This window comes from Nonomuraea sp. NPDC005730 (genome assembly GCF_040630865.1).
GTDB lineage: Bacteria > Actinomycetota > Actinomycetes > Streptosporangiales > Streptosporangiaceae > Nonomuraea.
Genome location: NZ_JBEXYK010000078.1, coordinates 1 through 24,318, shown reverse-complemented (window position 1 = coordinate 24,318; position 24,318 = coordinate 1). Strand labels below are relative to the sequence as shown.

The following is a 24,318-nucleotide window of genomic DNA, read 5'->3' as shown; positions in this document are numbered from 1 at the left end:
AAAGGACGCCCGCTCTTGCGCGTCATCGTCACCGCATTAACGCTGTTCGCCGGACTCCTGGCCGCCACCCCCGCGCAGGCCGCGACCGGCACCACCTACTACGTCGACGCCTCGGCCGGCGACGACGCCGCCGACGGATCGAGCCCGGCCACCGCCTGGCGGAGCCTGGACAAGGCGAGCGAGCTGACACTCGGCCCCGGCGACCGGCTGCTGTTCCGGGCCGGGCAGCGCTGGACCGGCCGGCTCACCCTGAAGGGCGCCGGCGCGCCCGGCGAACCGGCGACGGTCGGCTCCTACGGCCAGGGCGCCAAGCCGCTGATCGAGGGCGGCGGGCTCGACACCGCCGCCGTCACGATCGCCGACGTGCACGACTTCGTCGTGGACGGCCTCCAGGTGTCCAACAGCGACGGCCGGGCCGTCTACCGCACCGGCGTCAACCTGTACGCCAAGGACTCCGGCAAGCTGGCGAACGTCACCCTGCGCAACCTCGACATCCACGACGTGGACGGCGCCGGCGGCCACAGCGTCGCCACGGCCGGGCTGCTGATCTCGATCAGGGGCAACCGGACGCCGACCTGGTTCGACCGGCTGGTCATCGAGGACAACGAGATCTCGAAGATCGGCTCCTACGGGATCATCATGTGGTCCACCTGGTCCCGCCGCAACGGCATGACCAGCCTGTACCCGGTCGAGACCGGCATCCCCGACAGCGAGGTGGTCACCTGGACGCCGAGCACGGGCGTCGTCATCCGCGGCAACCGCGTCCATGACGTGACCGGCGGCGGCATCACCCCGATGCACACCAAGGGCGCGCTCGTCGAGGGCAACAAGGTCGAGCGGGCGGTGACCGGCCGCACCAAGCCGACCGGCGGCAACGTCGGCATCTGGTGGCAGGGCAACGACGACCTCGTCGTCCAGCGCAACGAGGTCAGCGGCACCGGCTTCAACGGTCCGGGCTCCGACGGGCACGGCTTCGACTCCGACGCCGACAACAACCGCAGCATCGTGCAGTACAACTACAGCCACCACAACGACGGCGGGTTCTTCATCGCGGTGTCCTTCGCCGGCGCGCCCACCCGCGACACCGTGGTCCGCTACAACGTCAGCGAGAGCGACGGCTACGAGGTGTTCGGGCTGTCCACCGCCACCCACGGCACCGTCATCCACAACAACACCGTCTACGCCGACGGCCGGGTGGTCGAGGTCAAGCCGCCGCTGGCCGGGGCCGGCAAGTATCCCCTGGGCAAGGTCGTGCGCATCTACAACGACGCCGCGGGCGTCACGGTGCGCGACAACGTGTTCCTCAACGCGGCCGGCGCCGGCTTCGACGGAAAGAACGGCGCGATCTACGACCACAACCTCTACTGGGGCACGCCGCAGCCGCCGACGGGGCCCGACCACAAGGCGATCGTGGCCGACCCCCGGCTGGCCTCGCCCGGCTCCGGCGGCCTGGCCGGTTACCGCCCGCTCGACGGCTCGCCGGTGTTCGACGCGGGCGTGACCCTGCCCGCCGTCTCCGACCTGGCCGGCACGCCCGTCCCGGACGCGGCGCCCGACCTCGGGGCCTACCAGCGGGCCGTCCCGCTGCCTGCCGTGAGCAGCACGTTCACGCCCAAGGGCCACCTGGAGCGGCTGGCCGACCGCGACCCGGCCACCTTCTGGCAGAGCGTGCCCAGGCCGCGCTTCCCCGGCACCGTCGACCTGACCTACGCCCTGCCCCGCACCTTCAGCCGCGTCGAGGTGAGCGGTTCGCCGGACATCGTGTTCGACGTCCAGACCTCCGACGACGGCCGCACCTGGCAGACCAGGGCGAGCGGCGCGAAGCAGGCGGTGACGCTCGCCGCGGAGGTCACCACGCGCCGGGTGCGGCTGGTCGTCACGGGCGAGGGCCGCTTCCGGATCGGTGAGGTGCGCCTGAGCGTGCCCGCCGCCACCGAGCCGTACCTGCCGCCCGGCGGCGTGCCGGTGGCCACCTCGTCGTTCGTGTCGGCGTCCGCGCTGGAGAACCTGATCGACGGCGACCCCGGCACGCCGTGGGCCTCGGCCTCGACCGGGGTGACCTTCCCCGGCGACATCACCGTCGACTACCGCACGCCGCGGACCGTCTCGGAGGTGACCCTGCACACCGCCTGGGCCAAGGGCCAGGGCATCACGGACGTCTCCCTCCAGTCCTGGGACGGCGACTCCTGGGTCACCCGGGTCGACCACCACCTCATCGACTGGCCGTCCAGCAGCGCCACCGTCGAGACCAGCACGATGCGGCTGCCCGCGCCGGTGTCCACCCAGAAGATCCGGCTGATCGTCCACAAGGCGAACCTCGAATGGGGCAACCTCGCCCTCTACGAGATCGTCACCCGCTGACCAGATCAGGAGAATGAAAGCATGACTCAGGTGCTGTCGGGAGCGATGCATTACTTCCGGGTCCTTCCGGAGCAGTGGCGGCAGCGCCTGGCCATGCTGCGGGCCATGGGCCTGGACACCGTCGAGACGTACGTGGCCTGGAACCTGCACGAGCCGCGGCCCGGCCACTTCGACTTCACCGGCCGGGCCGACCTGGGCCGCTTCCTGGACCTGGCGGCCGAGGAGGGGCTGCGGGCGATCGTGCGGCCGGGGCCCTACATCTGCGCCGAATGGGACAACGGCGGCCTGCCCTGGTGGCTGCTCGCCGACCGGGACGCCCCGCTGCGCTGCCACGACGAGACCTTCCTCGGCCACGTCGGGCGCTTCTTCGACGAGGTGATCCCGATCATCGCCGCCCGGCAGGTCACCCGCGGCGGCAACGTGAGCATGGTCCAGGTCGAGAACGAGTACGGCTCCTACGGCTCCGACCGGCGCTACCTGGCCTGGCTGGCCGGCGGGCTGCGGGAGCGCGGCCTGGACGTCCCGCTGTTCACCTCCGACGGCGCGATCGACCACATGCTGTCCGGCGGCTCCCTGCCGGGCGTGCGGGCGACGGTGAACTTCGGCTCCGACCCCGAAGGCTCCTTCGCCGAGCTGGCCCGCTTCCGCCCCGAGGACCCGCCGGCGTGCATGGAGTTCTGGAACGGCTGGTTCGACCACTGGGGCGACACCCACACCACCCGGGACGCCGCCGAGGTGGCCGGCATCCTGGAACGCATGCTCGCCGCGGGCGCGTCGGTCAACCTCTACATGGCCCACGGCGGCACCAACTTCGGCACCTGGGCCGGCGCCAACCTGGGCGGCGACCTGCAGGACGGGGAGTACCAGCCGACCGTCACCTCCTACGACTACGACGCCCCGATCGACGAACGCGGCGCGCCGACCGAGAAGTTCTGGGCCTTCAGGAAGGTGCTGGCCGCCCACCAGGAGAGCCCGGTGCCCGAGCCGGCGCCGCTGCCGCCGACGCTCCCGCCCGGCGCGGTCGAGCTGACGCAGTCGTTGCGGCTGTTCGACGCGCTCCCGCCGGTCGCGGGCCGCTGGGCGCGCCCGCCGACGTTCGAGGAGCTCGGGCTGGCCCACGGGCTGGTGCTCTACCGGGCCACCGTGCACGGGCCGCGGGGGCCGTACGAGCTGCACGTCGACGGCCTGGCCGACCGGGCCCACCTGTTCGTGGACGGCGAGCCGGTGGCGGTGCTCGAACGGGACCGGCTGACCGGCGTGCCGGTCGCGGTGCCCGGCCCGTCGGCGGTGGTTGAGCTGCTGGTCGAGTCGATGGGCCGGGTCAACTACGGCCCCCGGCTGGGCGACCGCAAGGGCATCGTCGGCGGCGTGCGGCACGAGCGGCAGTACGTGCACGACTGGGAGGCCGTGCCCATCCCGCTGGACGACGTGTCCGGGCTGCCGTGGGGCCGTACGGGCGCGACGACCGGGCCGATCTTCCACCGCGGCACGCTCACCGTGGCCGAGCCGCGTGACGCCTACCTCGCCCTGCCCGGCTGGACCAAGGGGTACGTCTGGGTCAACGGGTTCTGCCTGGGCCGCTACTGGGACCGGGGCCCTCAGCGCACCCTCTACCTGCCCTGGCCGCTGCTGCGCGCGGGCGGCAACGAGCTCGTCGTCCTCGAACTGGACGGCTGCGCGGAGCCGGTCGTGGAGATCCGGGAGGAGGCCGGCCTTGGGTAACGCGTGCCCGGTCGTCGTCCCGCGCCTGCAGCAGTGGGACGGCGGCGCCGGCGTACTCCCCCGGGCCGTGCTGGCCAGGGTCGTGAGCGACGAGGCCGGCCTGCGTGACCGGCTCGTCCGGGAGATCGGGCAGGTCACCGGCCAGACCCTGGCCGCGGCCGGCGGGCCGGCGGGCGCCGGTGACGTCGTGCTGACCCTCGACCCGGCGCTGACGTGCGAGGCGGGCGGCGCCCGCTTCGCCGAGGAGGGTTATCTGCTCGCCGTCACCGGCGAGCAGGTCCGGATCTCCGCGCCCACGCCCACCGGCCTGTTCCACGGCACGCGCAGCCTGCTGCAGATCCTGCGCACCACCGCCGAGCTGCCGGTGGGCGCCGCCGCCGACTGGCCCGACTACCCGGTGCGCGGCTTCATGCTGGACGTGGGCCGCCGCTTCTTCACGCCGGGCTTCATCCGCGAGCAGCTGGCCGTCATGGGCTGGTTCAAGCTCAACGAGCTGCAGCTCCACCTCAACGACAACGGCTTCCTGGCCCCCGACGGCACCTGGTCGCAGGTGCAGGCGGGCTTCCGCCTGGTGCCCGAGGACCCCGCGCTGGCCGGGCTGGCCTCGGCCGACGGCGCCTACGACCGGGCGGACTGGGACTCCTTCGAGGAGGCGGCGGCGGCCGAAGGCGTCACCCTCGTCCCCGAGATCGACGCGCCCGCCCATGCGCTGGCCTTCGTCCGGTTCCGTCCCTCGCTCGGGCTGGGTGACGACCACCTGGACCTGTCGAAGCCGGAGTCCACGCAGTTCGTCAAGGACCTGTTCACCGAGTTCGCCCCCTGGTTCCGCGGCCCGCACGCGCACTTCGGCGCCGACGAGTACCTGGCCGACGAACCGCGCTACAAGGAGTTCTTCAACGCGATGGCGGCCCACCTGCGGGCGCTGGGCAAGAGTCCGCGCGCGTGGGGCAGCCTGACCAGGATGGCGGGCGGCGTCCCCGAGGGCTACGACCGGGACGTGGTGATCAACTGCTGGGCGACCGTCTGGTACGGCCCGCACGAGGCCGGGCGGGACGGCTACTCCTTCGTCAACACCAGCGACTCCCTGCTCTACATCGTCCCGGCCGCCACCTACTACCACCCCGACGGCCTGGACGGCGAGTACCTGTACGACCACTGGGCGCCGCACGTCTTCCCCGACGGCCAGAGCGTCGCCCCCGGCGATCCGCGGCTGCTGGGCGCCATGTCGGCGGTGTGGAACGACATCACCGCGGCGCCCTACACCGAGGACGACGTGCGCGACCTGGTCGAGCCCACCTTCGCCGTCCTGGCCCAGAAGATGTGGAGCGGCGCGGGGGGCATGCCGTACCACGCCTTCATGGACGCCGTACGGGAGGCCGGCGGGCCGGCGCGCCCGTAGCGGCCGCGCTCACCACGTCAGGCCGGCCCGGAAGCGGCGGGGACGGGCTCCCTCAGGGATGGAGGGCGGGCACGATGCGCCAGTCGCGCTGGAAGACGAGGTTGTGCAGGTCGGCGGCGGCGATGGCGCGCAGGACGGGAACGAGCTCCGCCGCCTGCGCCGCGTCCGCGACGTTGAGCGGCCACTCCCCGACGGTGGCGCCCCGCAGGTGCGGATGGTGGAATCCGGCGCCGTAGTGGGCGGTCAGGGTGATCGGCGCGAGGCCCGCCGCCCGCTGCGCCGGCCACGACAGCGACCAGACGGCGAAGCTGCCGCCCGCGGCGTCGGCCCGCGTGCCGGTGGCCTCGACGGCGCCGGTGCCCAGCAGGAGGTGCCTGTCGAACTCGGCCAGCACCTGCCGTGCGGGCGCGTCGAGCAGTTCGACGGCCCGCCGGAAGGCGTCCTGTTTGCCCTGGCGGGTGACGTGCCCGGCGTGGGTGCCGTCGCGCAGGTCGGCGAAGTGGCGGACGAGCGCCTCAAGGGGGGCGGGGGGAACGTTCATCGGTGGTCCTCTCGATGGTCGGAGGGGGCCTGCTCGCGCAGGGCGCGGGCCAGCAGGCGGAGAAGGGGACGGTCGGGGCGCAGCACGTCGCCGTGGACGGCGCCCGGCGGGCGCAGCAGCCGCACCGGGACGCCGTCCGCGCGCAGCCGTCGCGCGTAGGACTCGACGTCGTCGTGCACGGGGTCGTCGCGGCCGACGGCGAGGACGGCGGGGGCCACCCCGGCCAGGGTGGGCGCCTCCCAGTGCGTCGTGTACAGGCGGGTGCCGTCGGCGTCGCGGACGGCGCCCGGCCGGTCGCCGCGCCAGGCGCGCCAGGCCCGGCGCAGCGGCTCCGCCTGCGGGAACGCCGACGGCGAGCGGCGGTAGGACGCCCCGGCGCAGGCGGGGTCGAACGGCGGATAGGCCAGCACCTGCGCGGCCAGCGGCAGGCCGCGGTCCCGGGCGGCCAGGGCGGCGCCGGCGGCGAGCGTGCCGCCCGCGCTGTCGCCGCCCACGGCGAGCGGGATCCCGGCCGCCTGGCCCTGGGCCCAGGCGAGGGCGGCGAGGACGTCCCGCACGGCGCCGGGGTGGCGGTGGCGCGGCGCGAGCCGGTAGTCGACGCTGATCACCGTCCAGCCGGACCAGGCGGCCAGGGCCGCGGTGGCGTCGTGCCATTCGGCGGCCGAGCCGCGCTGCCAGCTGCCGCCGTGCGCCCAGACCAGCAGCCCGGCGGGCGAAAGGCCCCGCGGCCGATGGACCCGGACCGGCACGGGAGGCGAGCCGGGAAGGACGAGACGCGACCACGACGGTTCCGGGCGTACGCCGGCGTCGGCAATCACCGCGCCGCTGGGCTGAGGATCCATGATGTGCTCCGCGAACGAGAGAGGGATGGCGGGTCAGGCGTGCGCGCGGTCGCGCCGGCCGCGCAGGAAGAGCGCCGCGACCAGGACGCCGAGCAGGACGAGGGCGGTGTTGGCCGCGATCGCGACGGTGACGCCGTGCAGGACGGCCGCGCCGGTCACGGCGCCGGCCGTCGCGGCGGTGACGATCGCGGACATGATCGGGGTGCCCATGGTGATGCCGATCTGCTGGGACATCGAGGCCAGGCCGGTGGCCAGGCCCTGCTCCCGGTCGGGCAGGCCGGTGGTGGCGGTGACCATGAAGCCGACGATGACCAGCATGTTCCCCACGCCGCCCAGGAAGGTGGCGGGCAGCAGCAACCCCATCGAGGCCGAGGTGCCGCCGAGGAGCAGCAGGGCGCCGGTGCTGACGGCCTGCAGCAGCCCGCCGCCGACCAGCACGGTCACGGTCGAGGTGCGGGCGATCGCCTTCGGGGCGAGCAGGCCGCCGGCCACGGTGCCGAGACCGAGCACGCCGAACGACAGCCCGGCGGCCAGGGCGGTGAAGCCGAGGGTCTTCTGCAGGTAGAGGGTGAGCAGGTACACCAGGGACGTCTCGGTGACGAAGGCGAGCAGGCCGAGCAGGTTGCCCCAGGCCACGGTCGGCTTGCGCAGGACGTGCAGCGGCACGAGCGGCGCGGCGGCACGGCGTTCGACCAGGTGGAACAGGCCGAGCAGGACGGCCCCGCCCAGCAGCCCGGTCAGGGCGAGCGGGTGGGTCCAGCCGTGCTCGCCGGCCTGCGTCAGGCCGTAGACGACGCCGAGCAGCCCGAGGGTCACGCTGAGCGCGCCGGGCAGGTCGAGCCGGGGACGGTCGGCGGGCCGGGACTCGGCGATGACGGCGGGCGCGACCAGGAGCACGGCGAGGGCGACGGGCACGTTGACGAAGAACGCCCAGCGCCAGGAGAGCAGGTCGGTCAGGACGCCGCCGAGCACGGCTCCGGCGGTGAACCCGGCCGACATGAGCGCGCCGTTGAGGCCCAGCGCCTTCTGCCGCAGCGGCCCTTCGGGGAAGGACGTGGTGAGCAGGGCGAGGCCGGCCGGGGTGGCGGCGGCGGTGGCCAGGCCCTGGGCGATGCGGGCCACGATGAGGATCTCGGGGGTGGGGGCCAGCCCGCCGGCGAGCGAGGCCGCGCCGAGCAGCGCCAGGCTGCCGAGGAAGATGCGCTTGCGGCCGACCAGGTCTCCGATGCGGCCGAAGAAGAGGGTGAAGCCGGCCGCGCACAGGGCGAAGGCGGTGGCGATCCACTGGAGGCCGGACAGGGAGAAGCCGAGGTCGTCGCCGATGGCGGGCAGGGCCACGTTCAGGATCGAGAAGTCGACGGCCAGCATGAACTGGGCGACCAGGAGCACCGCGAGGACGAGGCGCAGGCGGCCGGTCAGGTGCCGTGGCGGAGCCTGGGCGGCGGACGTGGGCAGGGGTGTGGTGGTGGTCATGGCAGGGCTTTCTCTCGGGCGTGCCGGTCGGCATGCCGCCGCAAACGGTGCTGTAGTTCCGTTAAGATGCGAGAACAGTAGCACCAGAACTGCCCCTAAGGGAACTATGGTCCCGATAAGGGTTCGAACGAGGAGGAATCCGTATGGCCGCCGTCCCACCGCCGGGTGCCGTCCGCCCTGGTGGGCGCACTGCCCGCGTCCGCGAGGCCGTCCTGCGGGCCGCCGGCGACACTCTGGTCGAGAAGGGCTTCGCCGGGCTCGACCTCGCTGACATCGCCCGCCTCGCGGAGGTCGGCAAGACCACCGTCTACCGCCGCTGGGGCACGCCCGGCGCGCTCGCCGCCGACCTGCTCAAGGACATGGCGGAGACCTCGCTGCCCCGCGCCCGCAACGGCGACGTGCAGGCGGACCTGCGCGACAACGCCCGCCTGGTCGTCAAGACCCTCACCGACCCCCGCCAGGGACGCCTGTTCAAGGCGCTGATCGCCGCCTCGCTCTGCGACGGGGAGGCCGCCCGGGCGCTGCACCGTTTCTACGCCGTGCGCATCGAGGAGTGGGCCGGCTGCGTCACCGACGCGATCGGGCGCGGCGAGCTGCCGCCCGGCACCGACCCGCGCCGGGTGATCGCCGCCGTGTCCGCGCCCCTGTACTACGCCCTGCTCAACACCGGGGAGGCCCTCGACGAGGCGGCCGCCGACCGGGCCGCCGCGGCGGCGCTGGCGGCGGCCCGCGCCGGGGCCCTCTGAGGCCGGGCCCCTGCCTGGTGCCGCCGTCCCGCGAGCCCGTCAGAGTTTGAGCTCGGCGTAGACGGTGTCGAGGTAGCCGGTGAAGTCCGCGGTGTACTCCCGGTACCGCGTGCGCCAGCGCTCCAGGTCGGCGGCCGACACAGAGGAGCCGAGGACCGCCGTCAGGTGGGCGATGAGGAAGGTGTCGTCCTGGCCCGCCTCGAACCGCACCCGGCTCTCGACGATCTCGAACCTGCGCATGAGGTCGAGGCGGAGCAGCTGGTAGAGGAAGGACTCGGCGGCGAACCTGAGCGACTCCGGCATCTCCTTCGAGATCGACTGCGGGCCGTGGTACCAGGAGAGGTAGATGGCGTCGTCGAAGATCTCGAACCGGTAGGTCGCGGTGTCCTCGATGTAGGCCAGGTCCACCGGGCAGATGTGCCGGTAGTCGAACAGCGCGACCGTGCTCATGATGAGCTCCTCGCGCAGCTCCTCCGACAGGGTGGAGTTGTCCTTGCCCGCCAGCCTGGCCCAGCTGGTCCGGTCGGTGGCGCGGCGCGAGATGGCCAGCTTGTCGCCGGGGTTGAGCATCGCGACCCGGACCTGGTGGGGGAAGTGGCGGGACCTGGCCAGCCGGGCCGACACGTAGCGGGCGCTCGGGCCGCAGAAGGCGTAGAACCCGGTGGCCTCCAGGCTCGCGGTCACGTCCTTGTTGAAGGCGTCCCCGTACGTGCCGTCCACCGGGTCGAAGGACGGGTAGACGGCCGTCGGCATGAAGCCCTTGTGCATCGAGGCCACCTCGGTGCGCAGCCCCGTGGCCAGGTCGTCCAGGTGCTGGGCGATGTTCTCCTCCATGCTGCGCTGCTGCACCTGGGAGCTCAGGACGGAGAACACGACGGCGAAGGCCACGGACGCGATCAGGTTGAGGCCGATCGAGGAGAGCACCGCCGCCCTGGTGAGGGCCGGGTCGAAGAACACCATGAGCACCGCGGCGAGCAGCGTCACCGCGCAGGAGAGGCCGAACGCGTACCAGCTCAGGGTGTTGCGAAGCTTGCGGGGGGTCGTACGCATGCAGAGATCTCGCTTCGTCGCCGAGTGTCGCCACGATCCCCGATCCCGTTCCATGCTAACCGCAGCGGCGGCGCGGCGCGGGGCACCAGGACGGCACGACGGCCCAATATGATCATTCGCATCGCCGCCTTACTCCGGGCCGTCGCCCGCCACCGCTTCGGGCGTCCGGCCGTCGTCGCCGTCGCGCTCTACCTGACCGCCGCCGCCGTCGCCGCCTGGTACGACGGCGGGCGGTGGTTCGTCGCCGTCGCGACGGCCGACGTCCGGCCGGGGGCCGGCGAGGCGCGGCTGCTGCCCGCGGCGATCTGCGTGCTCAACGCGTGGGCGTTGTGGCAGATCCTGCGCGGGCCCGTCCGGGCGGGCACCGGGGCGTTGCCGCGGGACGTGGTGTGGCTGCGGCGCCTGCTCTACGCGGACGTGGCCGGCGACCTGCTGCTCTGGGACCTCCTCGACGACCTCTCCAGCCTCGCGGAGTACGTCGTGCGCTGGGCGGTGTGGGCCGCCACCATGCTGCTGCTGGTACGGACGCTCACCGGGGTCACGGCCCGGTTCCGGATGATCACACTCGGGCTCGGCCTGGCCGGGATCCTGGGCGCGGCGTCGCGGCCGTTCGCCGAGATCCCCCTGCTGGCGCTGTCGTTCCCGCTGGTGCCGGCCACCGTCATGGGCAAGGTGATGATCATCGCAGGGCAGGGACGCGACAGCCGGTTCGGCGCCGTCACGGTCGCCGTCGGCCTGACCGCCCTGCTGGTCCCGGAGGCCTCCTGGCTGCTCCACATCGGACGGCTGACGTTCGACGGCCTGCCGCTCGTCGTGCAGGCGCTCGACGGGCTGCTCGTCGTGTGGGCGGCGCGCACCGCGCACGAGCTCGCCGTGCCCCGCCCGGACGGCGCGGCGGCCGGAACCGGGCGGACGCCGCGGCTGCTCGCCGCCGCCGCGATCCTGCTGGTGCTGCCGATGGCGGTCGTCGGCGCGGAGCGGGACGCCCGGCTCACCTACACGGCCGCGGACGAGGGCTGCAGCGAGCGGCTCCGGCCCGCGACCGGCCTCGGCCCGCAGGAGCGGCGGCGGTCGTTCCTCTGCCTGGCCAGGAGCGACACCTTCGCCGCGGGCACGATGTTCCCGGGACGGCTGGCCGACCAGCGCGTCCTGGCCTACGGCGGGCAGTTGTGCGCGCTGCCCGGCGACGAGGAACGGCTCGCGCTGCACAGGCGGGCCGGCGGCATGGGGGACTCCATCGAGCTGGGCGCGGCCCTGGAGTACCTGTGCCCCGGCATCGTCGCCCGGCAGACCGCCGACGCCCACCGCCGCCAGGCCGAGCGCGATCTTCAGGAGGCCAGGTGGAAGGCCGAGGCGAACGCCAGGTGCGCCGATCCGTGGCCGGGGGTGCGGGCCAGACGGCAGGGCACGGCCGCGTACATGTTGTTCGAGGGGGGCGGCTACGCCGTCTTCGACGACCGCGACGACAGCGCGGGCGACCCCGGCGACATCTTTGACGCCGGTGACGAGGCCGCCGACATCTTCGACGCCGTCGAGGACGGGTTCATCGACGCCGCGGGCAGCGGCGCCGCCATCGTGACCGCCGAGGAGAACGCGCCGATGTGCCTGACGGTCAAGGCGTTCGACCGCGCCCCGCCGCTCCGGCTCGCCGGCTGGGACCGGGTGGTCGAGGTGGGCATCATCAGCCGCAGCGGCCGCCTGGTGGTGCCGGCCTACCCCAGGGGCGGCGACAGCGGGGCGGCCGGGCCGCTGCCCGGCATGGCCGTCGCCGGTCCGGGCCGCTACCGCCTGCGCGTCCACGCCCGCACGGTGCCCTGGGACGAGGACGACCCCGACGCGCCGCTGGAGGAGCACCTGATCGTGGTCTATCCCGGCCGCTCGACGGAGAAGGTCGTCCACCGCCCGCGCGGCTGACCTCGCGGGGGGGCGGGCGTCCCGGGTGGCCGTCGGCGCCGTGTCGCAATCACGACATGGCAGACAAACGGCACGGGTGACACCTGGCGCGCCGCGCGTCCGATCACCCACTCTCGTGTGCACTGGTTGTTGCTACGAGAGGTTTCACCCCCATGCACTGGTCCGCCCATGTGACGGTGGCAGGAGTCACCACCGCCGCCCTGTTGAGCTCCCCGTTATCGGCGGCCTCGGCCGCGGCCGAGCCGGCCGGCGGGAGCGTCCACCGCGTCACGCTGATCACCGGGGACGTGGTGACCGTCAGGCAGGCCGAGCCGGGCAGGCACGCGGTGGAGGTGAAGCCGGGGCCGGGCCGTGAGCGGATGGCGTTCACCACCACCGAGGAGAACGGCGAGCTGCGGGTCCTGCCCAAGGACGTCGTGCCCTTCCTGGCGGCCAAGCGGCTGGACCCGGCCCTGTTCTCGGTCAGCCGGCTGATCGCCCAGGGGTACGACGACGCGAAGACGGACAAGCTGCCGCTGCTGTTCCTCTACGACGGCGCCGCGCCGAAGAGCGCGTCCGCGCCCGAGCTGGAGAGCGTCAACGGCCGGGTGGTCGCCGCCGACAAACGCACGATCGGCGGGTTGTGGAAGTCGCTCGACGGGCAGCGGGCCACGCTGTCGCAGGGCGTGTCGAAGATCTGGCTGGACGCCAAGGTCAAGGCCACCCTCGACCACAGCGTGCCGCAGGTGGGCGCGCCGGAGGCGTGGCAGGCCGGGTTCGACGGCAAGGGCGTCAAGGTCGCCGTGCTGGACACCGGTGTCGACGCCACCCACCCCGACCTGGCCGGACGCGTCAAGCAGAGCAAGGTGTTCACCGGCGAGCCGAGCGTCCAGGACGGCAACGGGCACGGCACCCACGTCGCCGCCACCATCGCCGGCGGCGACGGCAGGAAGGGCGTCGCCCCCGGCGCCGAGCTGATGGTCGGCAAGGTGCTCGGCGACGACGGCTCGGGCACCCTGTCCGGCGTCATCGAGGGCATGGAGTGGGCCGCCGCCGAAGGCGCGTCGGTGATCAACATGAGCCTCGGCGGCAGCGCGACCGACGGCACCGACCCGCTCAGCGAGGCCGTGAACACCCTCACCGAGCGCACCGGCGCCCTGTTCGTGGTCGCGGCGGGCAACGACGGCGCGGCCTACTCGATCGGCACGCCCGGCGCGGCGACCTCGGCGCTGACCGTCGGCGCGGTCGACGGCAAGGACGTGCTGGCCGAGTTCTCCAGCCGCGGCCCGCGCCTGGACGACGCACCCAAGCCCGACCTCACCGCCCCCGGCGTGGCCATCGTCGCGGCCCGCGCGGCGGGCACCAGCATGGGCGAGCCGGTGGACGAGCGTTACACGGCCGCGTCCGGCACCTCGATGGCCACGCCGCACGTGGCGGGGGCCGCCGCGATCGTCAAGCAGCGCCACCCCGGCTGGACGGCCGGGCAGATCAAGGACGCGCTGGTCGGCTCCGCCAAGCCCATCGCCGGCCAGCAGATCGACGACGCCGGCGCCGGCCGCCTGGACGTGGCCCGCGCGGTGCGCCAGGGCGTGACCGCGACCGGCGTGGTCGACCTCGGCAAGCACCAGCAGGACCAGGGCCCGGCCACGGCCGGGGGCACCATCACCTACGCCAACGGCACGGCCGCCCCCGTCACGCTGGAGCTGGCCGCCACCCTCGACAAGGCCGAGCTCAGCGCCAGGACCGTGACGGTCCCGGCGGGCGGCACCGCCGACGTCAAGGTCACGGTGGACCTGGCCGAGCTCACCTTCGGCCGGTACGGCGGGCTGGTCACCGCCACGGCGGGCGCGGAGCAGGTGCACACCACGCTGGCGCTGACCTGGAAGGGGCCGCAGCACAAGGTCCGCTTCACCGCCATCGACGCCGCGGGTGAGCAGACCGGCGCCGACACGCTGTCGATGTTCGGCGCGTCGCAGCAGGACGACCTGTTCACCTGGCTGCCCCAGGAAGGGCTGACCGTGGAGGTGTCCGAGGGCACCTACATGACGCAGTCGCTCAACCTGGGCAGCGGCTGGGGCCGGACGCACCCGCGTGACGGCATGGTCGTCATCCCCGAGCTCAAGGTCGACCGCGACCTGGACGTGGTGCTCGACTTCCGCAGGACCACCCCGGTGACCATCAGGACCAGGGAACCCGCCGAGCAGGTGGGCATCTACACCTACTTCACCTATCGTGCGTTCGGCTCGCGCAAGATCTCCCAGGGCGTCATGAACTTCGACGTCATCGAGGGGCTCAACGTCTCACCGACCCAGCCCGTGCGGGACGGCTCGTTCGAGTTCGCCTCGCGCTGGCAGCTCGTCGCGCCGACGCTCACCGCCCGCGTGCCCGGTTCGGGCGAGCCGTACCCGATGGGGTTCCTGGGCCGGTCGCCGGGCGTGGACGGGCGGCACATGTGGCGGCTCGCCGACGGGGCGGCCGGCTCCAAGGGCAAGGCCGCGGTCATCCGCAGCGAGGACATCGACTGGTCCGACCCGTCCGGGGCCGCGATCAAGGCGGGCGCGGTCGCCGTGATCCTGGTGCTGTCCCCCGACGACGCGTTCGGCCACGGCTGGAAGCCGGTCGGCGCGGACCTGCCGATCCCGGCGCTGGTGGTCGCCAATGACGACGGGCAGCGGATGCTGGAGCGGATGAAGAAGGGCAACGCCAAGCTGGAGGTCACGGGGCAGATGGACTCGCCCTACCTCTATGACGTCATGCAGGTCTCCGACGGCCGGGTGCCGGACAAGATCGTGCATGAGGTGAACGACGGCAACACCGCCCGGGTCGCCACGACCTATGCCGACAACGGCGGCTTCGGCTGGGCCAAGGAGCAGCGCTTCGGCTGGCGTCCCTGGCAGTCGTACTCGCTGGGCCAGCAGATGGAGACCCAGCGGATCGTCAGGACCCCGCTGCGCCGCACCGAGTACGTCAGCGCCAACGGCTCCTACTGGCAGCACCTCGTCAACCACCAGTACGTCTGGGACGAGATGGGCCGGCTGCTCGACGGCATGACCGAGCAGCCGCGCACCTACCGGCCCGGCACGCGGATCAGCGAGAGCTGGCACGCCCCGGTGGTCCGCCCGGCGATCCCCGGCTGGCTCAAGCCGTCCACCCGGGAGGGCGACACGATGGAGATCCGCGTCCCCGAGTTCGTGGACTCCTCCGGGCACGTCTCGCGCGCGGGCGTCGACAACGACACCGCCTCGGCCCGGTTCTTCCGCGACGGCACACTGGTGGCCGAGCGCGACGCCGCCTGGGGCGCGTTCCCCGCGGCGCCGCAGGAGGCCGCCTACCGGCTGGAGCTGTCCACCAAGCGCACCTCGGAGGAGTGGACCACGGCCACCGCGACCGAGACGGCCTGGACGTTCCGCTCCAAGCCGGGCGACCGGGTGCTGCCGCTGCTGCAGGTCGACTACGACGTACGCCCGGAGCGCCCCGGTCTGGTGGGCTTCGCCGTACGGCATCAGGAGGGCGTGACCGGGACGCGCGCGAAGGACCTGAAGCTGGAGCTGTCCTACGACGACGGCGCGACGTGGCGCCGGCAGCCGGTGATCGCGCTCGGCGGCGGCCGCTACGACGCGATCGTCCTGCGCCCGCACCCGTCGCTGCGGGTCACCGCCACCGACTCGGCCGGCAACACGGTCCGGCAGACGGTGATCAGGGCCTACTGACCGGTCAGAGCCAGTTCTCGCGGGCGGCGTGCCAGGCCAGTTGCATCCGGGTCTGCGCACCCGCCCGCTCCATCAGGTAGGCGATCCTGCGCTGCACCGTCCGCTGGGAGATCTTGAGCTGGGTGGCGATCGACTTGTCCGGAACGCCGGCGACCAGCAGCGACAGCAGGTAGAGATGGTCGGCGTCGAGCGGGCTGCCCGGGTTCGTCAGGCTGACCGGGGTGGCCCGTTCCCACAGGCTCTCGAACAGGGCCTTGAGGGCGTCGAGCAGGCTGCTGGGCCGGATCAGCGCGGCGGTGAGCTGGGTCAGGCCGTCGGTGTGCTGGATGAGCGGGAGCACCCCGAGCTCGCCGTCCGCGATGATCATCCGTACCGGCAGGACGGGCAGCGCGCGGGCCTGCTCCCCCAGCGTGATGCCGTCGGCGAGGTTGACCAGCATGCCGGGTTCCTCCAGCAACGCCCCTTCGTAGATGACGCGGTAGCCGACGCCGCGCCGCAGCGCCGCGAGCTCCTCGCTGTTCTCCTGCGAGCTCATCGCCACGTGCCCGGCCCGGCAGAGACTGAGCACCTCGTGGCGGGCGCCGTCCTGCAGCAGCCGGAGCTGCTCGCGCAGCGCCGCCCGGCTGGTGATCACCTCGATGAGCTGCGCGGCCTCGCGCCGCCGGGCGTGCGCCAGGTACTCCCCCGTGAGCTGCTCCATGACATGCCGCGCGCGGTCGACCTCGGCCTGCCGCCGGTGCAGCCGGGCCGCGAGCGCGACGTCGGGGGCGACCGCCGTGAACCGGCCTGGCTCGCCCGGCACGGCGCGCGCCAGGCCCTTGGCCAGCAGCGAGCCGAGCGTCTGCCGCGCCACCTCGGCCGCCACGCCCAGCTCCTCGGCCAGGGCGTCGGACTCCACCTCGGTGGTCCTGACCAGCAGCCGGTAGGCGGCCTCCTCCTCCGCGCCCAGCCCCGCCGCGCTCAGCACGTGCCGCACACGGCCCGATCCAGATTCACCCCGCCATTGTAGAGAGCGGCCGCCGGCCCGACGGGCCGCCCGGTGACGGCGCCTGTCACGTCACCCGTTCGGTGCGCAGTTCGTGGCTGCCGTCGGGGAGCCGGGCCTCGTAGAAGAGCCGGTGGCTGCCGTCGGGCAGCGGGAGCACGTCGAGGTAGCGGACGTCGGCCACCGGCGGCCCGTCCACCGGCGCCAGCAGCGGCGCACCGCCGGCCCCGGTTGCGCCGGCCGGTGCGGCCAGGCCGGTGCGTTCGCGCCAGTTCTCCGCCGCCGAGGCCCGCCCGTCGTAGCAGGCCCGGCCGTCGGGCAGGACGCTGGTCAGCCGGGCGCCGCGGGCGTCCCACGAGCCGGGACGGCCGGCCGCGCGGCAGCACCGCGACCGTGGTGAAAAGCTCGCCGTCCGTGGAGCGGGCCACCGCGTTGTGGTCCTCGCCGCCGTCGCGTACGCGGTAGGCCAGGACGTACGTGCCGTCGGCGTCGAGCGTGGCGCTCGGCGCGCCGGCCCAGTGCTGCGGCCCGCGGCCGGGCGCCGGAACGGCGACGGCGTGGCGCTCCTTCCCGGGGCCGGGCAGCGGGAAGGACGGCACGAGCGGAGGACGGGGGTACGTGCTTGCGGTCATGGTCCCGAGTCTGCGCGGGAGCGGGATCGTGCGGCAGTGGCAGCACTGCTCATATACGGGAAATTCCTGCCATACTCGGTGACCGGGATCCGGCATCCATCACGAAAGGGCGACATGACGCCACGACCGGCACGACAGCCCGCTCCCGTCCGCGCGGGCAGAGCGGCGGAGAGGCCAGTCCCTCCCGGCTGCCACATCCCCCAGGCGGGCCCGTCCGCCGGGCGTGGACGGTCGTCGTGACCGCGGGCGTCGACGTTCCCGACGGGCGCGGCCGTACCGGCCTGGACCAGGCGGGGCGTGACCTGACCGGCAACCCCCGGGTGCGGGTGCGCGACGTGCGGCTCCTGGCCTGCAACTGGTACGTGCTGCGCACCACCACCTTCGACTACCGGCACGCCGACGGCCGCTGGAGCACCCAGCAGCGGGAGACCTACGACCGCGGCAACGGCGCCACCGTGCTGCTGTACGACCCCGACCGCCGCACCGTCCTGCTGACCCGGCAGTTCCGCTACCCGGCCTACGTCAACGGGCACCCCGACGGGATGCTCCTGGAGACCGCGGCCGGGCTGCTGGACGACGAGGCGCCGGAGGAGGCGATCCGGCGCGAGGCCACCGAGGAGACCGGCCACACCGTCGGCGAGGTCGAGCGGGTCTTCTCCGTCTACATGAGCCCGGGGTCGGTGACCGAACGCCTGCACTTCTTCGCCGCACCGTACAGCGCCGCGACCCGCACCTCCGCGGGCGGCGGCGTCGCGGCGGAAGGCGAGGACATCGAGGTCGTGGAGCTCGGCTTCGACCATGCCCTCGATCTGATCGGGCGCGGGGAGATCGCCGACGCCAAAACGATCATGCTGCTGCAGTGGGCGGCGCTGAGCGGCCCCTTCTCCCCCGCCCGTACGCCGGACCGGCCCGTGACGCGGCCGTAGGGGCCGTCGCCGAGCTGCGCGGCCCGACGTCACGGAAGGCGGCGGAAGGCGCGGCGGTAGGCGGCGGGGGCGACGCCGCGGCGGGCGGCGAAGTGGTGGCGCAGGGTGTCGGCGCCGCCGAACCCGGCCCGGACGGCCACGGCGTCCACGCTCAGATCGGTGGTCTCCAGCAGCTCCTCGGCGAGCTGAAGCCTTCGTTCGAGCAGCCAGCGGTGCGGGGTGGTGCCCGTCAGGGTCTTGAAGCGCCGGGCGAACGTGCGCGGCGACATGGCCGCGCGCGCCGCGAGCGCCTCCACCGTCAGCGGCCGGTCGAGGTGCGCGAGGATCCAGTCGAGCAGCTCCGCCAGCTCGTACGGGGTGCGCTGCGGCGGCATGGGCGCCTCGACGTACTGGGCCTGCCCGCCGGCTCGATGGGCCGGTACGACCAGGCGCCGGGCCAGGGCGTTGGCCGTGGCGGCGCCGTACTCCAGCCGGATGAGGTGCAGGCAGGCGTCGATCCCGGCCGCGGCTCCGGCGCTGCTGAGCACGGGGCCGTCCTCGACGTACAGGATGCCGGGCTCGACGGTGATCTCGGGATGACGGCGGGCGAGCAGGTCGGCGAACTGCCAGTGGGTGGTGGCGCGCCTGCCGTCGAGCAGCCCGGCGGCGGCCGGCAGGAACGCGCCCGTGCAGACGGTCAGCACCCTGGCGCCGCGGCCGACCGCGTCCCGCAGCGCCGCCAGCAGCGGGGCGGGGACGGGCGCGTCGAGCCGCGGCCAGGCCGGTACGGCCACCAGGTCCGCGTCGGCGAGCCGGTCGAGCCCGTGCTCGACGTGGACGGCGAACCCCGAGGTCGTGGGGATGGCGCCGGGCTCCGCCGCGCAGACCGCGAAGTCGTGGACGGGCAGCCCGTCGTCGGTGCGGTCCAGCCCGAACACCTGGCAGACGATCCCGAGCTCGAACGCGGCGACCATGTCTCCGACCACGGCCGCGACCCTGCGTATCACGCCCGCCAGTATGGCAGGAACTTCCCGTACCAGGGCGTTTCCGCCGCGGCCAGTCGATGGCCCGCACCGGCGATTGGCCCGCCGGACCACCGGTGTCCTCGCGTTTGCGGCGCGCTCCTGCGGGCATGGCGTGCTGACCCAGGAGAACGTGCGTTCGAGGAGAGTCAGCATGAGTCACGGACCGGTGGAGAAGGATCCCGACGACTGGACGACCGGCGACGAGCCCATGACCGGCCCGCAGGAGTCCTACCTGCACACCCTGGCCAGGGAGGTGGGCAGGGAGGTGCCCGGCGGGCTGAGCAAGGCCGAGGCGTCCCGGTTGATCGACGAGCTGCAGGAGAACAGCGAGCGCCTGCGCGCGTCCGGCACTCCGCCGGAGGGCACCGGCTGATCCGGCGCACCCCGGCGCTGCCCCGCGCAGGGGAGGCGTCTCCCCCTCGGGAGGGAGATCACGGGCGGGCCGCGCGGCCTACCGTGGGCGGCCATGAGATCACTCACACGACCCGCGCTGCTGGCCGCAGGCTGGGCGGCGGCGGCCGCCCTCGTGCTGGTGGCGCCCGGGAACCTGGTCATGCGGCTGGCGTTCGGCAAGCTCGACGACCCCGCGCTGGCCCGGCAGTCGCTGCTCGCCGCGCTGGGGCTGCTGCTGGCGCTGACGGCCGTCCGCTTCGGGACGCGTACCGCCGCGCGGCCGCACCGGCGGCGGGCCGACGGGACGGTCCGGCCCGCCCTCTGGGCAAGGACGGCGACCTGGACGGCGGCCGTCCTGCCGGTGCTGGGCTTCTCGGTGCCGCACTTGCTGTGGGGGCTGGGCCTGCCGCTGGGCGTGGCGGAGGGCTCCCGCGCGGGCCTGGCCGAGCTGGGCGGCTCGGCGGTGTTCTGGGTGCTGCTCGTCGCCGGCCCGGTGGCCGGGGGCCTGCTCACCCTGGGACTGACCGCCCGATGGGGACAGGTCGTCCCGCGCTGGGTGCCCCTGGCAGGGGGACGGCGGGTGCCGCGCGCGCTCGCGGTGGTCCCGGCGGCCGTGGTCGGCATGCTGGTCGGCCAGTACGGCGCGATGATGACGAGCTGCCTCGCGTTCGGCGTCACCCGCACGTGCGCGCCCGGCGGCGGTACCGAGGTCCTCGACGGGAGCTGGGGCTTCGCCGGGACCTACCCCGTCTTCCTGCTCTGGGGGACGTCGCTGCTCGCCGCCGTCGCCGGTTACCTGCACACGACCGCGCGGGCGCCGGTCAGTGGCTCATGACGTGCCGCCGCTTCGGGGGCTTGCCGTAGCCGAGCAGCCCCATCATGCCCTGCTCCTGGTGGTAGAGGTTGTGGCAGTGGAACATCCACTCGCCGGGGTTGTCGGCGTGCACGTCGATGCTGATCCGCTTGTACGGCATGACGTTCACGGTGTCCTTCCGCGGCCCGCCGCGCTCGGTCGTCCGGACCTGGAAGGTGTGGCCGTGCAGGTGCATCGGGTGCCACATGTGCGTGTCGTTGTGCATGACGATCCGGATCGTCTCGCCCCGCTCGACCCGCAGGCGCAGCGGGTCGTCGGCGAGGTGGCCGTTGAGCGGCCACTCGCTGCCGGCGGTGCCCTGGCGCCAGCCCAGCGTGACGGTGACGGTCCTGGACGGCGGGCGCAGCTGGTCGCGGCGGCGCGCCTGGAGGTCGTCGTAGACGAGCTGCCGCCGCTGGAGCTCCGGCACGGCGCCGTCCGGTGACGGCGTGCGGGCACCCGGCGTGGTGCGCACCACCGCGAACGCCCGCCCGGCCTTGCCCTCCGCCATCGCCATCAGCGGGAACGCCCCCGCGTCGAGCGTGACGACGAAGTCGTAGCGCTCCCCCATGCCGACCACGACCGTGTCCACGGTGACCGGCTTGACCGGGAAACCGTCGGTGTGGGTGATGGTCAGGCGGTGGCCGCCGAGCGCCACCCGGAAGGCGGTGTCGGCGGCCGCGTTGATCACCCGGAACCTGGCGCGCACGCGGGGACGGCTCGTGAAGGTGGCGGGCTCGTCGGCGGTGCGGCCGTTGACCAGGTAGTACGGGTAGCGCACGTGGCCGGACGTGCCGCCGAGGACGTGGCTGCTCAGGGTGTCGTCGTGCGGGGTGGTGTTCAGCGCGCGCAGCGTGTCGTCGGCCGTGCCGTTGACGCCGTCCTGCCAGTCGTCGAGGACGACCGTGAACTCCTGGTCGTACCCGAGCGGCTCCGCCGGGTCCTCCACGATCAGCGGGCCGTACAGGCCGCGGTCGCTCTGCATGCCCACGTGGGAGTGGTAGAAGTAGGTGCCGGGGTCGGGGACGGTGAACACGTAGTCGAACGTCCCGCCGGGCTGGGTCGGCCGCTGCGAGAGGCCGGGCGCGCCGTCCATGTCGGCGGCGATCCTGATGCCGTGCCAGTGCACGGTGGTCGGCGCGGGCAGGTCGTTGACGAGCCTGGTCCGTACGGTGCCGCCGGCCGTGGCCCGGATGGTCGGGCCGGGCAGCAGGCCGTCGTAGGCCCAGGTGGACACGGTCCGGCCGCCGAGGGACACGGTGGCGGGCGCGGCCCGCAACACCCTCCTGCCCGACGCCCGGACGGCCCCTCCCTCCGGCGGCCGGGCGGACGGCCCGGCGGACGCTCCGGCGGCGGCCGCCGGAACGGTGCCCAGGGCGGCGAACATACCGCTGACGAACAACCTGCGGGACACGGTCCCACGCGAATCAGTCACTACGGATCCCCCTCATCCAACTCGCAAAATAACGGAGAGTCACCGCGGAACGACGACGCCACGCGCGTCGGGCGGTTCAAGATCGCCGTACTCCGGCCCGGGGACGATCCGCGCCCGGACCCGGCGCCGACGCGACGCCGCGATCCCGGCATACTGGGCCGACAGATCATCACCTGAGGGAGATCATGCGCATGAGCACGCCGTCATCCCAGCCGGGCGCCGAGCGGGCCGGCGGGCCGTCCGTCCGGATCGGCGCGCTCGTCCCGCTCACCCCGCCCGGCTGGGTCGAGGCGGGCCGCCACCTGCTGGCCGGCCTGGAGCTGGCGGTGCGGGACGTCAACGACGCCGGCGGCATCGGCGGACGGCCGCTGGAGCTGGTGGTCCGGGACACCGCGGCCGACCCGCGGAAGGCGGAGGCGGCCGTGGACGAGCTGGCCCGGCTCGGGGTGGCCGCGCTGGCCGGCGAGTACCACAGCGTGGTCGCCCGCGCCGCCGCCGCCCGCGCCGACGCCGTCGGCCTGCCGTTCCTCTGCTCCTCGGCGGTCCTCGACGCGCTCACCGAAGAGCCCGCGAAGTGGGTCGCGCGCCTGGCCCCGGCGCAGTCGCGCGGCTGGCGGATCTACGCGGACTTCCTCCTCGGCGCGGGCCACGACCGTGTCGCGGTGGCGACGCAGCCGAGCGTCTACTGGGCGTCGGGGCTCGGCATCCTGCGCGACCACCTCGCCGCCCGCGGCGGCACGGTCACCGAACTCGACATGACCGCCCGCACCCCCGCGGCCGTGTGCGACGAACTCGCCCGCGACGGCGCGACGGCCCTCCTGCTCCTGGTCGGCCACCCGGAGCCGGCGGTGCCGATCGTCAGGGCCGTGCGCCGCGACCCGCGGCTGGCCGGGACCCTGATCGGCGCGCCGGCCGGGCAGCCGGAGTTCCCGGGGTGGGCCGAGTCGCTGGGCGACGACGGCGCCGCGATCCCGTTCCTGCGCTACCTGCCCGAAAGCCTGAGCCCCCTCGGCGTACGGGCCGGGACGGCCCTTCGCGAGCGGCTGGCCGGAACGCCGTCGTTCGTCGCCTTCGAGGGCTACGACACGATCACCGTACTGGCCGAGGCGCTGCGTTCGCACGGGGCGGACCGGGCGGCCGTCGCCGGATCCTGGCCGCACGTCGCGGTCGAGGGCACCCGGGGGCCGATCCGGTTCTCCCGTACGCCGGGCATCAGCGTCTGGCAGTGGGCCTGGCCCCCGATCCAGGTCGCCGACCGCGACCCGGCGGACCCGGAACGCTTCCGCACCCTGCACACCGCCTGACCGCCACCCGGCGCGCCTCAGGAAGGGTGGCGGGACACGTCGAGTCGCTCCGCCAGCCGCTCGAGGCCGGCCGACCGGTAGGTGGCGACGGCACCGGCGTTGGAGCTCGGGCAGCACACGAGCACACTGGACGAGCCCGCCTCGCGCAGCGCGCGCGCCGCGGCGACCGTGATCGCCCGGCCGTGCCCGCGCCCCCGGTGGGCCGGGTGCACCCCCATCGGCTCGATCAGCCCCGGCCTGCCCTCACCGGCCGACCACACCGCCACGGCCGCCACGGCCTCGCCCTGGTCGTCGCGGGCGAGCAGGCACCGCGCGCCGGTGTACGGGACGCCCGCCGCCATCGCGTGCCAGCGCTCCTCGGTGAAGGTCGAGCCGTCGAACGACGCCCGCAGGACCGCGGCCCACTCGTGCGCCTGCCCCGGCCCGACCGGCTCGACGTGCACGCCGGGGTCCGGGACGGGTGCGCCGAGGTCGCGCCCGAGCACCGTCCACGGGTCGTCGGCCGCCCAGCCGTCCTTCAGCAACACGTCCCGGACCAGCGCGCCCGGCGGCGACTCGACGTACACCCGCCCCTCGGGCAGCACGCCGCGTCCGGGGACCGACACGTCGCCGGCCACCCGGCGGGCCAGTTCCTCGTCCTGCGACGCCCCCGGCGCGAACGCCAGCCGCAGCAGGTCGGCGCCGTCCAGCAGCCCGGCCGCGACGATCTGCCCGGCCCGGCTCCAGGTCAGGGTGGCCTCCGCCGTGCGCCGCGGGCCGAACCGCCAGAACCATCCCACGTCACCCGGATGCAGTTGCACGGGCTCTCCGTCGTGCTGCCACTCCCCCAGCAGCCGCACCACGTCGCCGAGCCCGTCGATCCCCGGCCTGCCCATCTCGATCGTCATCGCCCGATCACACACCATCCTGCCCGCCGCCCGCACCCGGATTTCCACGGGCGAGGAGGGCGGCCAGGGGATCCGCAGGAGTGCGACGCGGGGGGCGGCCAGGCGGCGCGGGGGCCGCCCAGCGCGGGTGGGGGGGGGGGGTTGGCCGGGGGCAGCGCCCGC

Annotated in this window: 19 protein-coding genes; 10 read left to right on the top strand and 9 right to left on the bottom strand. The window is 74.1% G+C overall.

From position 1 onward, the window contains the following. Nucleotides 1-15 precede the first annotated feature (15 nt). The 3 genes from ABZ444_RS45980 to ABZ444_RS45970 are packed head-to-tail and all read left to right on the top strand — an operon-like array spanning nucleotide 16 to nucleotide 5,482. Nucleotides 16-2,361, top strand: a complete 2,346-nt coding sequence (locus ABZ444_RS45980; RefSeq protein WP_358010592.1) for a discoidin domain-containing protein — start codon at nucleotides 16-18, stop codon at nucleotides 2,359-2,361. A 21-nt stretch (nucleotides 2,362-2,382) separates the two neighbouring features. Beyond that, complete coding sequence (locus ABZ444_RS45975) at nucleotides 2,383-4,083, top strand: beta-galactosidase family protein (protein WP_358010591.1); 1,701 nt, start codon at nucleotides 2,383-2,385, stop codon at nucleotides 4,081-4,083. Beyond that, nucleotides 4,076-5,482: a glycoside hydrolase family 20 protein gene (locus ABZ444_RS45970; RefSeq protein ID WP_358010589.1), complete on the top strand. Its 1,407-nt coding sequence runs from the start codon at nucleotides 4,076-4,078 to the stop codon at nucleotides 5,480-5,482. Before ABZ444_RS45975 ends, ABZ444_RS45970 begins: the two co-directional genes overlap by 8 nt. A gap of 52 nt (nucleotides 5,483-5,534) precedes the next feature. Here the strand turns inward: ABZ444_RS45970 and ABZ444_RS45965 are convergent, their stop codons facing one another. The 3 genes from ABZ444_RS45965 to ABZ444_RS45955 are packed head-to-tail and all read right to left on the bottom strand — an operon-like array spanning nucleotide 5,535 to nucleotide 8,338. Next, complete coding sequence (locus ABZ444_RS45965; RefSeq protein WP_358010587.1) at nucleotides 5,535-6,023, bottom strand: hypothetical protein; 489 nt, start codon at nucleotides 6,021-6,023, stop codon at nucleotides 5,535-5,537. Beyond that, nucleotides 6,020-6,865 carry an alpha/beta hydrolase gene (locus tag ABZ444_RS45960; RefSeq protein WP_358010586.1) on the bottom strand — a complete coding sequence of 282 codons (846 nt, stop codon included), beginning with the start codon at nucleotides 6,863-6,865 and terminating at the stop codon, nucleotides 6,020-6,022. Before ABZ444_RS45960 ends, ABZ444_RS45965 begins: the two co-directional genes overlap by 4 nt. 33 nt (nucleotides 6,866-6,898) lie before the next feature. Beyond that, a complete protein-coding gene (locus ABZ444_RS45955) occupies nucleotides 6,899-8,338 on the bottom strand; it encodes an MFS transporter (protein ID WP_358010584.1) in 1,440 nt (479 codons plus the stop codon). 143 nt (nucleotides 8,339-8,481) lie between these two features. On the opposite strand from ABZ444_RS45955, the gene ABZ444_RS45950 reads away from it, so the two are divergent. Next, nucleotides 8,482-9,084 (top strand): TetR/AcrR family transcriptional regulator C-terminal ligand-binding domain-containing protein, encoded by a 603-nt coding sequence (locus tag ABZ444_RS45950; protein ID WP_358010582.1) that lies wholly within the window; start codon nucleotides 8,482-8,484, stop codon nucleotides 9,082-9,084. 39 nt (nucleotides 9,085-9,123) lie between these two features. Here ABZ444_RS45950 and ABZ444_RS45945 read toward each other — a convergent pair whose 3' ends face one another. Then, a complete protein-coding gene (locus ABZ444_RS45945; protein WP_358010581.1) occupies nucleotides 9,124-10,134 on the bottom strand; it encodes a hypothetical protein in 1,011 nt (336 codons plus the stop codon). Between the two features lie 108 nt (nucleotides 10,135-10,242). On the opposite strand from ABZ444_RS45945, the gene ABZ444_RS45940 reads away from it, so the two are divergent. Together ABZ444_RS45940 and ABZ444_RS45935 are read left to right on the top strand one after the other, a co-directional pair. Beyond that, nucleotides 10,243-12,048 (top strand): hypothetical protein, encoded by a 1,806-nt coding sequence (locus ABZ444_RS45940; protein ID WP_358010579.1) that lies wholly within the window; start codon nucleotides 10,243-10,245, stop codon nucleotides 12,046-12,048. A gap of 203 nt (nucleotides 12,049-12,251) precedes the next feature. After that, entirely contained in the window at nucleotides 12,252-15,737 is a 3,486-nt protein-coding gene (locus tag ABZ444_RS45935) for a S8 family serine peptidase (protein ID WP_358010578.1), read from the top strand. A gap of 4 nt (nucleotides 15,738-15,741) precedes the next feature. Here ABZ444_RS45935 and ABZ444_RS45930 read toward each other — a convergent pair whose 3' ends face one another. Both ABZ444_RS45930 and ABZ444_RS45925 read right to left on the bottom strand, forming a co-directional pair. Further along, complete coding sequence (locus tag ABZ444_RS45930; protein ID WP_358010577.1) at nucleotides 15,742-16,713, bottom strand: helix-turn-helix domain-containing protein; 972 nt, start codon at nucleotides 16,711-16,713, stop codon at nucleotides 15,742-15,744. A 76-nt stretch (nucleotides 16,714-16,789) separates the two neighbouring features. Next, complete coding sequence (locus ABZ444_RS45925; RefSeq protein WP_358010575.1) at nucleotides 16,790-16,921, bottom strand: hypothetical protein; 132 nt, start codon at nucleotides 16,919-16,921, stop codon at nucleotides 16,790-16,792. 669 nt (nucleotides 16,922-17,590) lie between these two features. Between ABZ444_RS45925 and ABZ444_RS45920 the strand changes: the two genes are divergently transcribed. After that, complete coding sequence (locus tag ABZ444_RS45920; RefSeq protein ID WP_358010574.1) at nucleotides 17,591-18,280, top strand: NUDIX domain-containing protein; 690 nt, start codon at nucleotides 17,591-17,593, stop codon at nucleotides 18,278-18,280. A gap of 29 nt (nucleotides 18,281-18,309) precedes the next feature. On the opposite strand, the gene ABZ444_RS45915 is transcribed toward ABZ444_RS45920, so the two are convergent. Continuing rightward, nucleotides 18,310-19,266 (bottom strand): helix-turn-helix domain-containing protein, encoded by a 957-nt coding sequence (locus tag ABZ444_RS45915; protein ID WP_358010573.1) that lies wholly within the window; start codon nucleotides 19,264-19,266, stop codon nucleotides 18,310-18,312. 169 nt (nucleotides 19,267-19,435) lie between these two features. Between ABZ444_RS45915 and ABZ444_RS45910 the strand changes: the two genes are divergently transcribed. Both ABZ444_RS45910 and ABZ444_RS45905 read left to right on the top strand, forming a co-directional pair. Continuing rightward, nucleotides 19,436-19,657 (top strand): DUF3072 domain-containing protein, encoded by a 222-nt coding sequence (locus ABZ444_RS45910; protein WP_357977893.1) that lies wholly within the window; start codon nucleotides 19,436-19,438, stop codon nucleotides 19,655-19,657. A gap of 93 nt (nucleotides 19,658-19,750) precedes the next feature. Further along, nucleotides 19,751-20,512, top strand: coding sequence for a hypothetical protein (locus ABZ444_RS45905; protein WP_358010572.1), 762 nt, complete (start codon nucleotides 19,751-19,753; stop codon nucleotides 20,510-20,512). Here the strand turns inward: ABZ444_RS45905 and ABZ444_RS45900 are convergent. After that, a complete protein-coding gene (locus ABZ444_RS45900) occupies nucleotides 20,499-21,944 on the bottom strand; it encodes a multicopper oxidase family protein (RefSeq protein ID WP_358010570.1) in 1,446 nt (481 codons plus the stop codon). The two genes, ABZ444_RS45905 and ABZ444_RS45900, sit on opposite strands and share 14 nt — an antisense overlap. A gap of 212 nt (nucleotides 21,945-22,156) precedes the next feature. On the opposite strand from ABZ444_RS45900, the gene ABZ444_RS45895 reads away from it, so the two are divergent. Continuing rightward, nucleotides 22,157-23,269 (top strand): ABC transporter substrate-binding protein, encoded by a 1,113-nt coding sequence (locus ABZ444_RS45895; RefSeq protein ID WP_358010569.1) that lies wholly within the window; start codon nucleotides 22,157-22,159, stop codon nucleotides 23,267-23,269. 17 nt (nucleotides 23,270-23,286) lie between these two features. Here the strand turns inward: ABZ444_RS45895 and ABZ444_RS45890 are convergent, their stop codons facing one another. After that, nucleotides 23,287-24,156 (bottom strand): GNAT family N-acetyltransferase, encoded by an 870-nt coding sequence (locus ABZ444_RS45890; protein ID WP_358010568.1) that lies wholly within the window; start codon nucleotides 24,154-24,156, stop codon nucleotides 23,287-23,289. Nucleotides 24,157-24,318 lie beyond the last annotated feature (162 nt).

Excerpts from the sequence above, each read along its gene's own strand:
- ABZ444_RS45975 (WP_358010591.1), top strand. The coding sequence starts at position 2,383 with ATGACTCAGGTGCTGTCGGGAGCGATGCATTACTTCCGGGTCCTTCCG.
- ABZ444_RS45965 (WP_358010587.1), bottom strand. The coding sequence starts at position 6,023 with ATGAACGTTCCCCCCGCCCCCCTTGAGGCGCTCGTCCGCCACTTCGCC.
- ABZ444_RS45960 (WP_358010586.1), bottom strand. The coding sequence starts at position 6,865 with ATGGATCCTCAGCCCAGCGGCGCGGTGATTGCCGACGCCGGCGTACGC.
- ABZ444_RS45955 (WP_358010584.1), bottom strand. The coding sequence starts at position 8,338 with ATGACCACCACCACACCCCTGCCCACGTCCGCCGCCCAGGCTCCGCCA.
- ABZ444_RS45950 (WP_358010582.1), top strand. The coding sequence starts at position 8,482 with ATGGCCGCCGTCCCACCGCCGGGTGCCGTCCGCCCTGGTGGGCGCACT.
- ABZ444_RS45945 (WP_358010581.1), bottom strand. The coding sequence starts at position 10,134 with ATGCGTACGACCCCCCGCAAGCTTCGCAACACCCTGAGCTGGTACGCG.
- ABZ444_RS45940 (WP_358010579.1), top strand. The coding sequence starts at position 10,243 with ATGATCATTCGCATCGCCGCCTTACTCCGGGCCGTCGCCCGCCACCGC.
- ABZ444_RS45910 (WP_357977893.1), top strand. The coding sequence starts at position 19,436 with ATGAGTCACGGACCGGTGGAGAAGGATCCCGACGACTGGACGACCGGC.
- ABZ444_RS45905 (WP_358010572.1), top strand. The coding sequence starts at position 19,751 with ATGAGATCACTCACACGACCCGCGCTGCTGGCCGCAGGCTGGGCGGCG.
- ABZ444_RS45895 (WP_358010569.1), top strand. The coding sequence starts at position 22,157 with ATGAGCACGCCGTCATCCCAGCCGGGCGCCGAGCGGGCCGGCGGGCCG.
- ABZ444_RS45890 (WP_358010568.1), bottom strand. The coding sequence starts at position 24,156 with ATGACGATCGAGATGGGCAGGCCGGGGATCGACGGGCTCGGCGACGTG.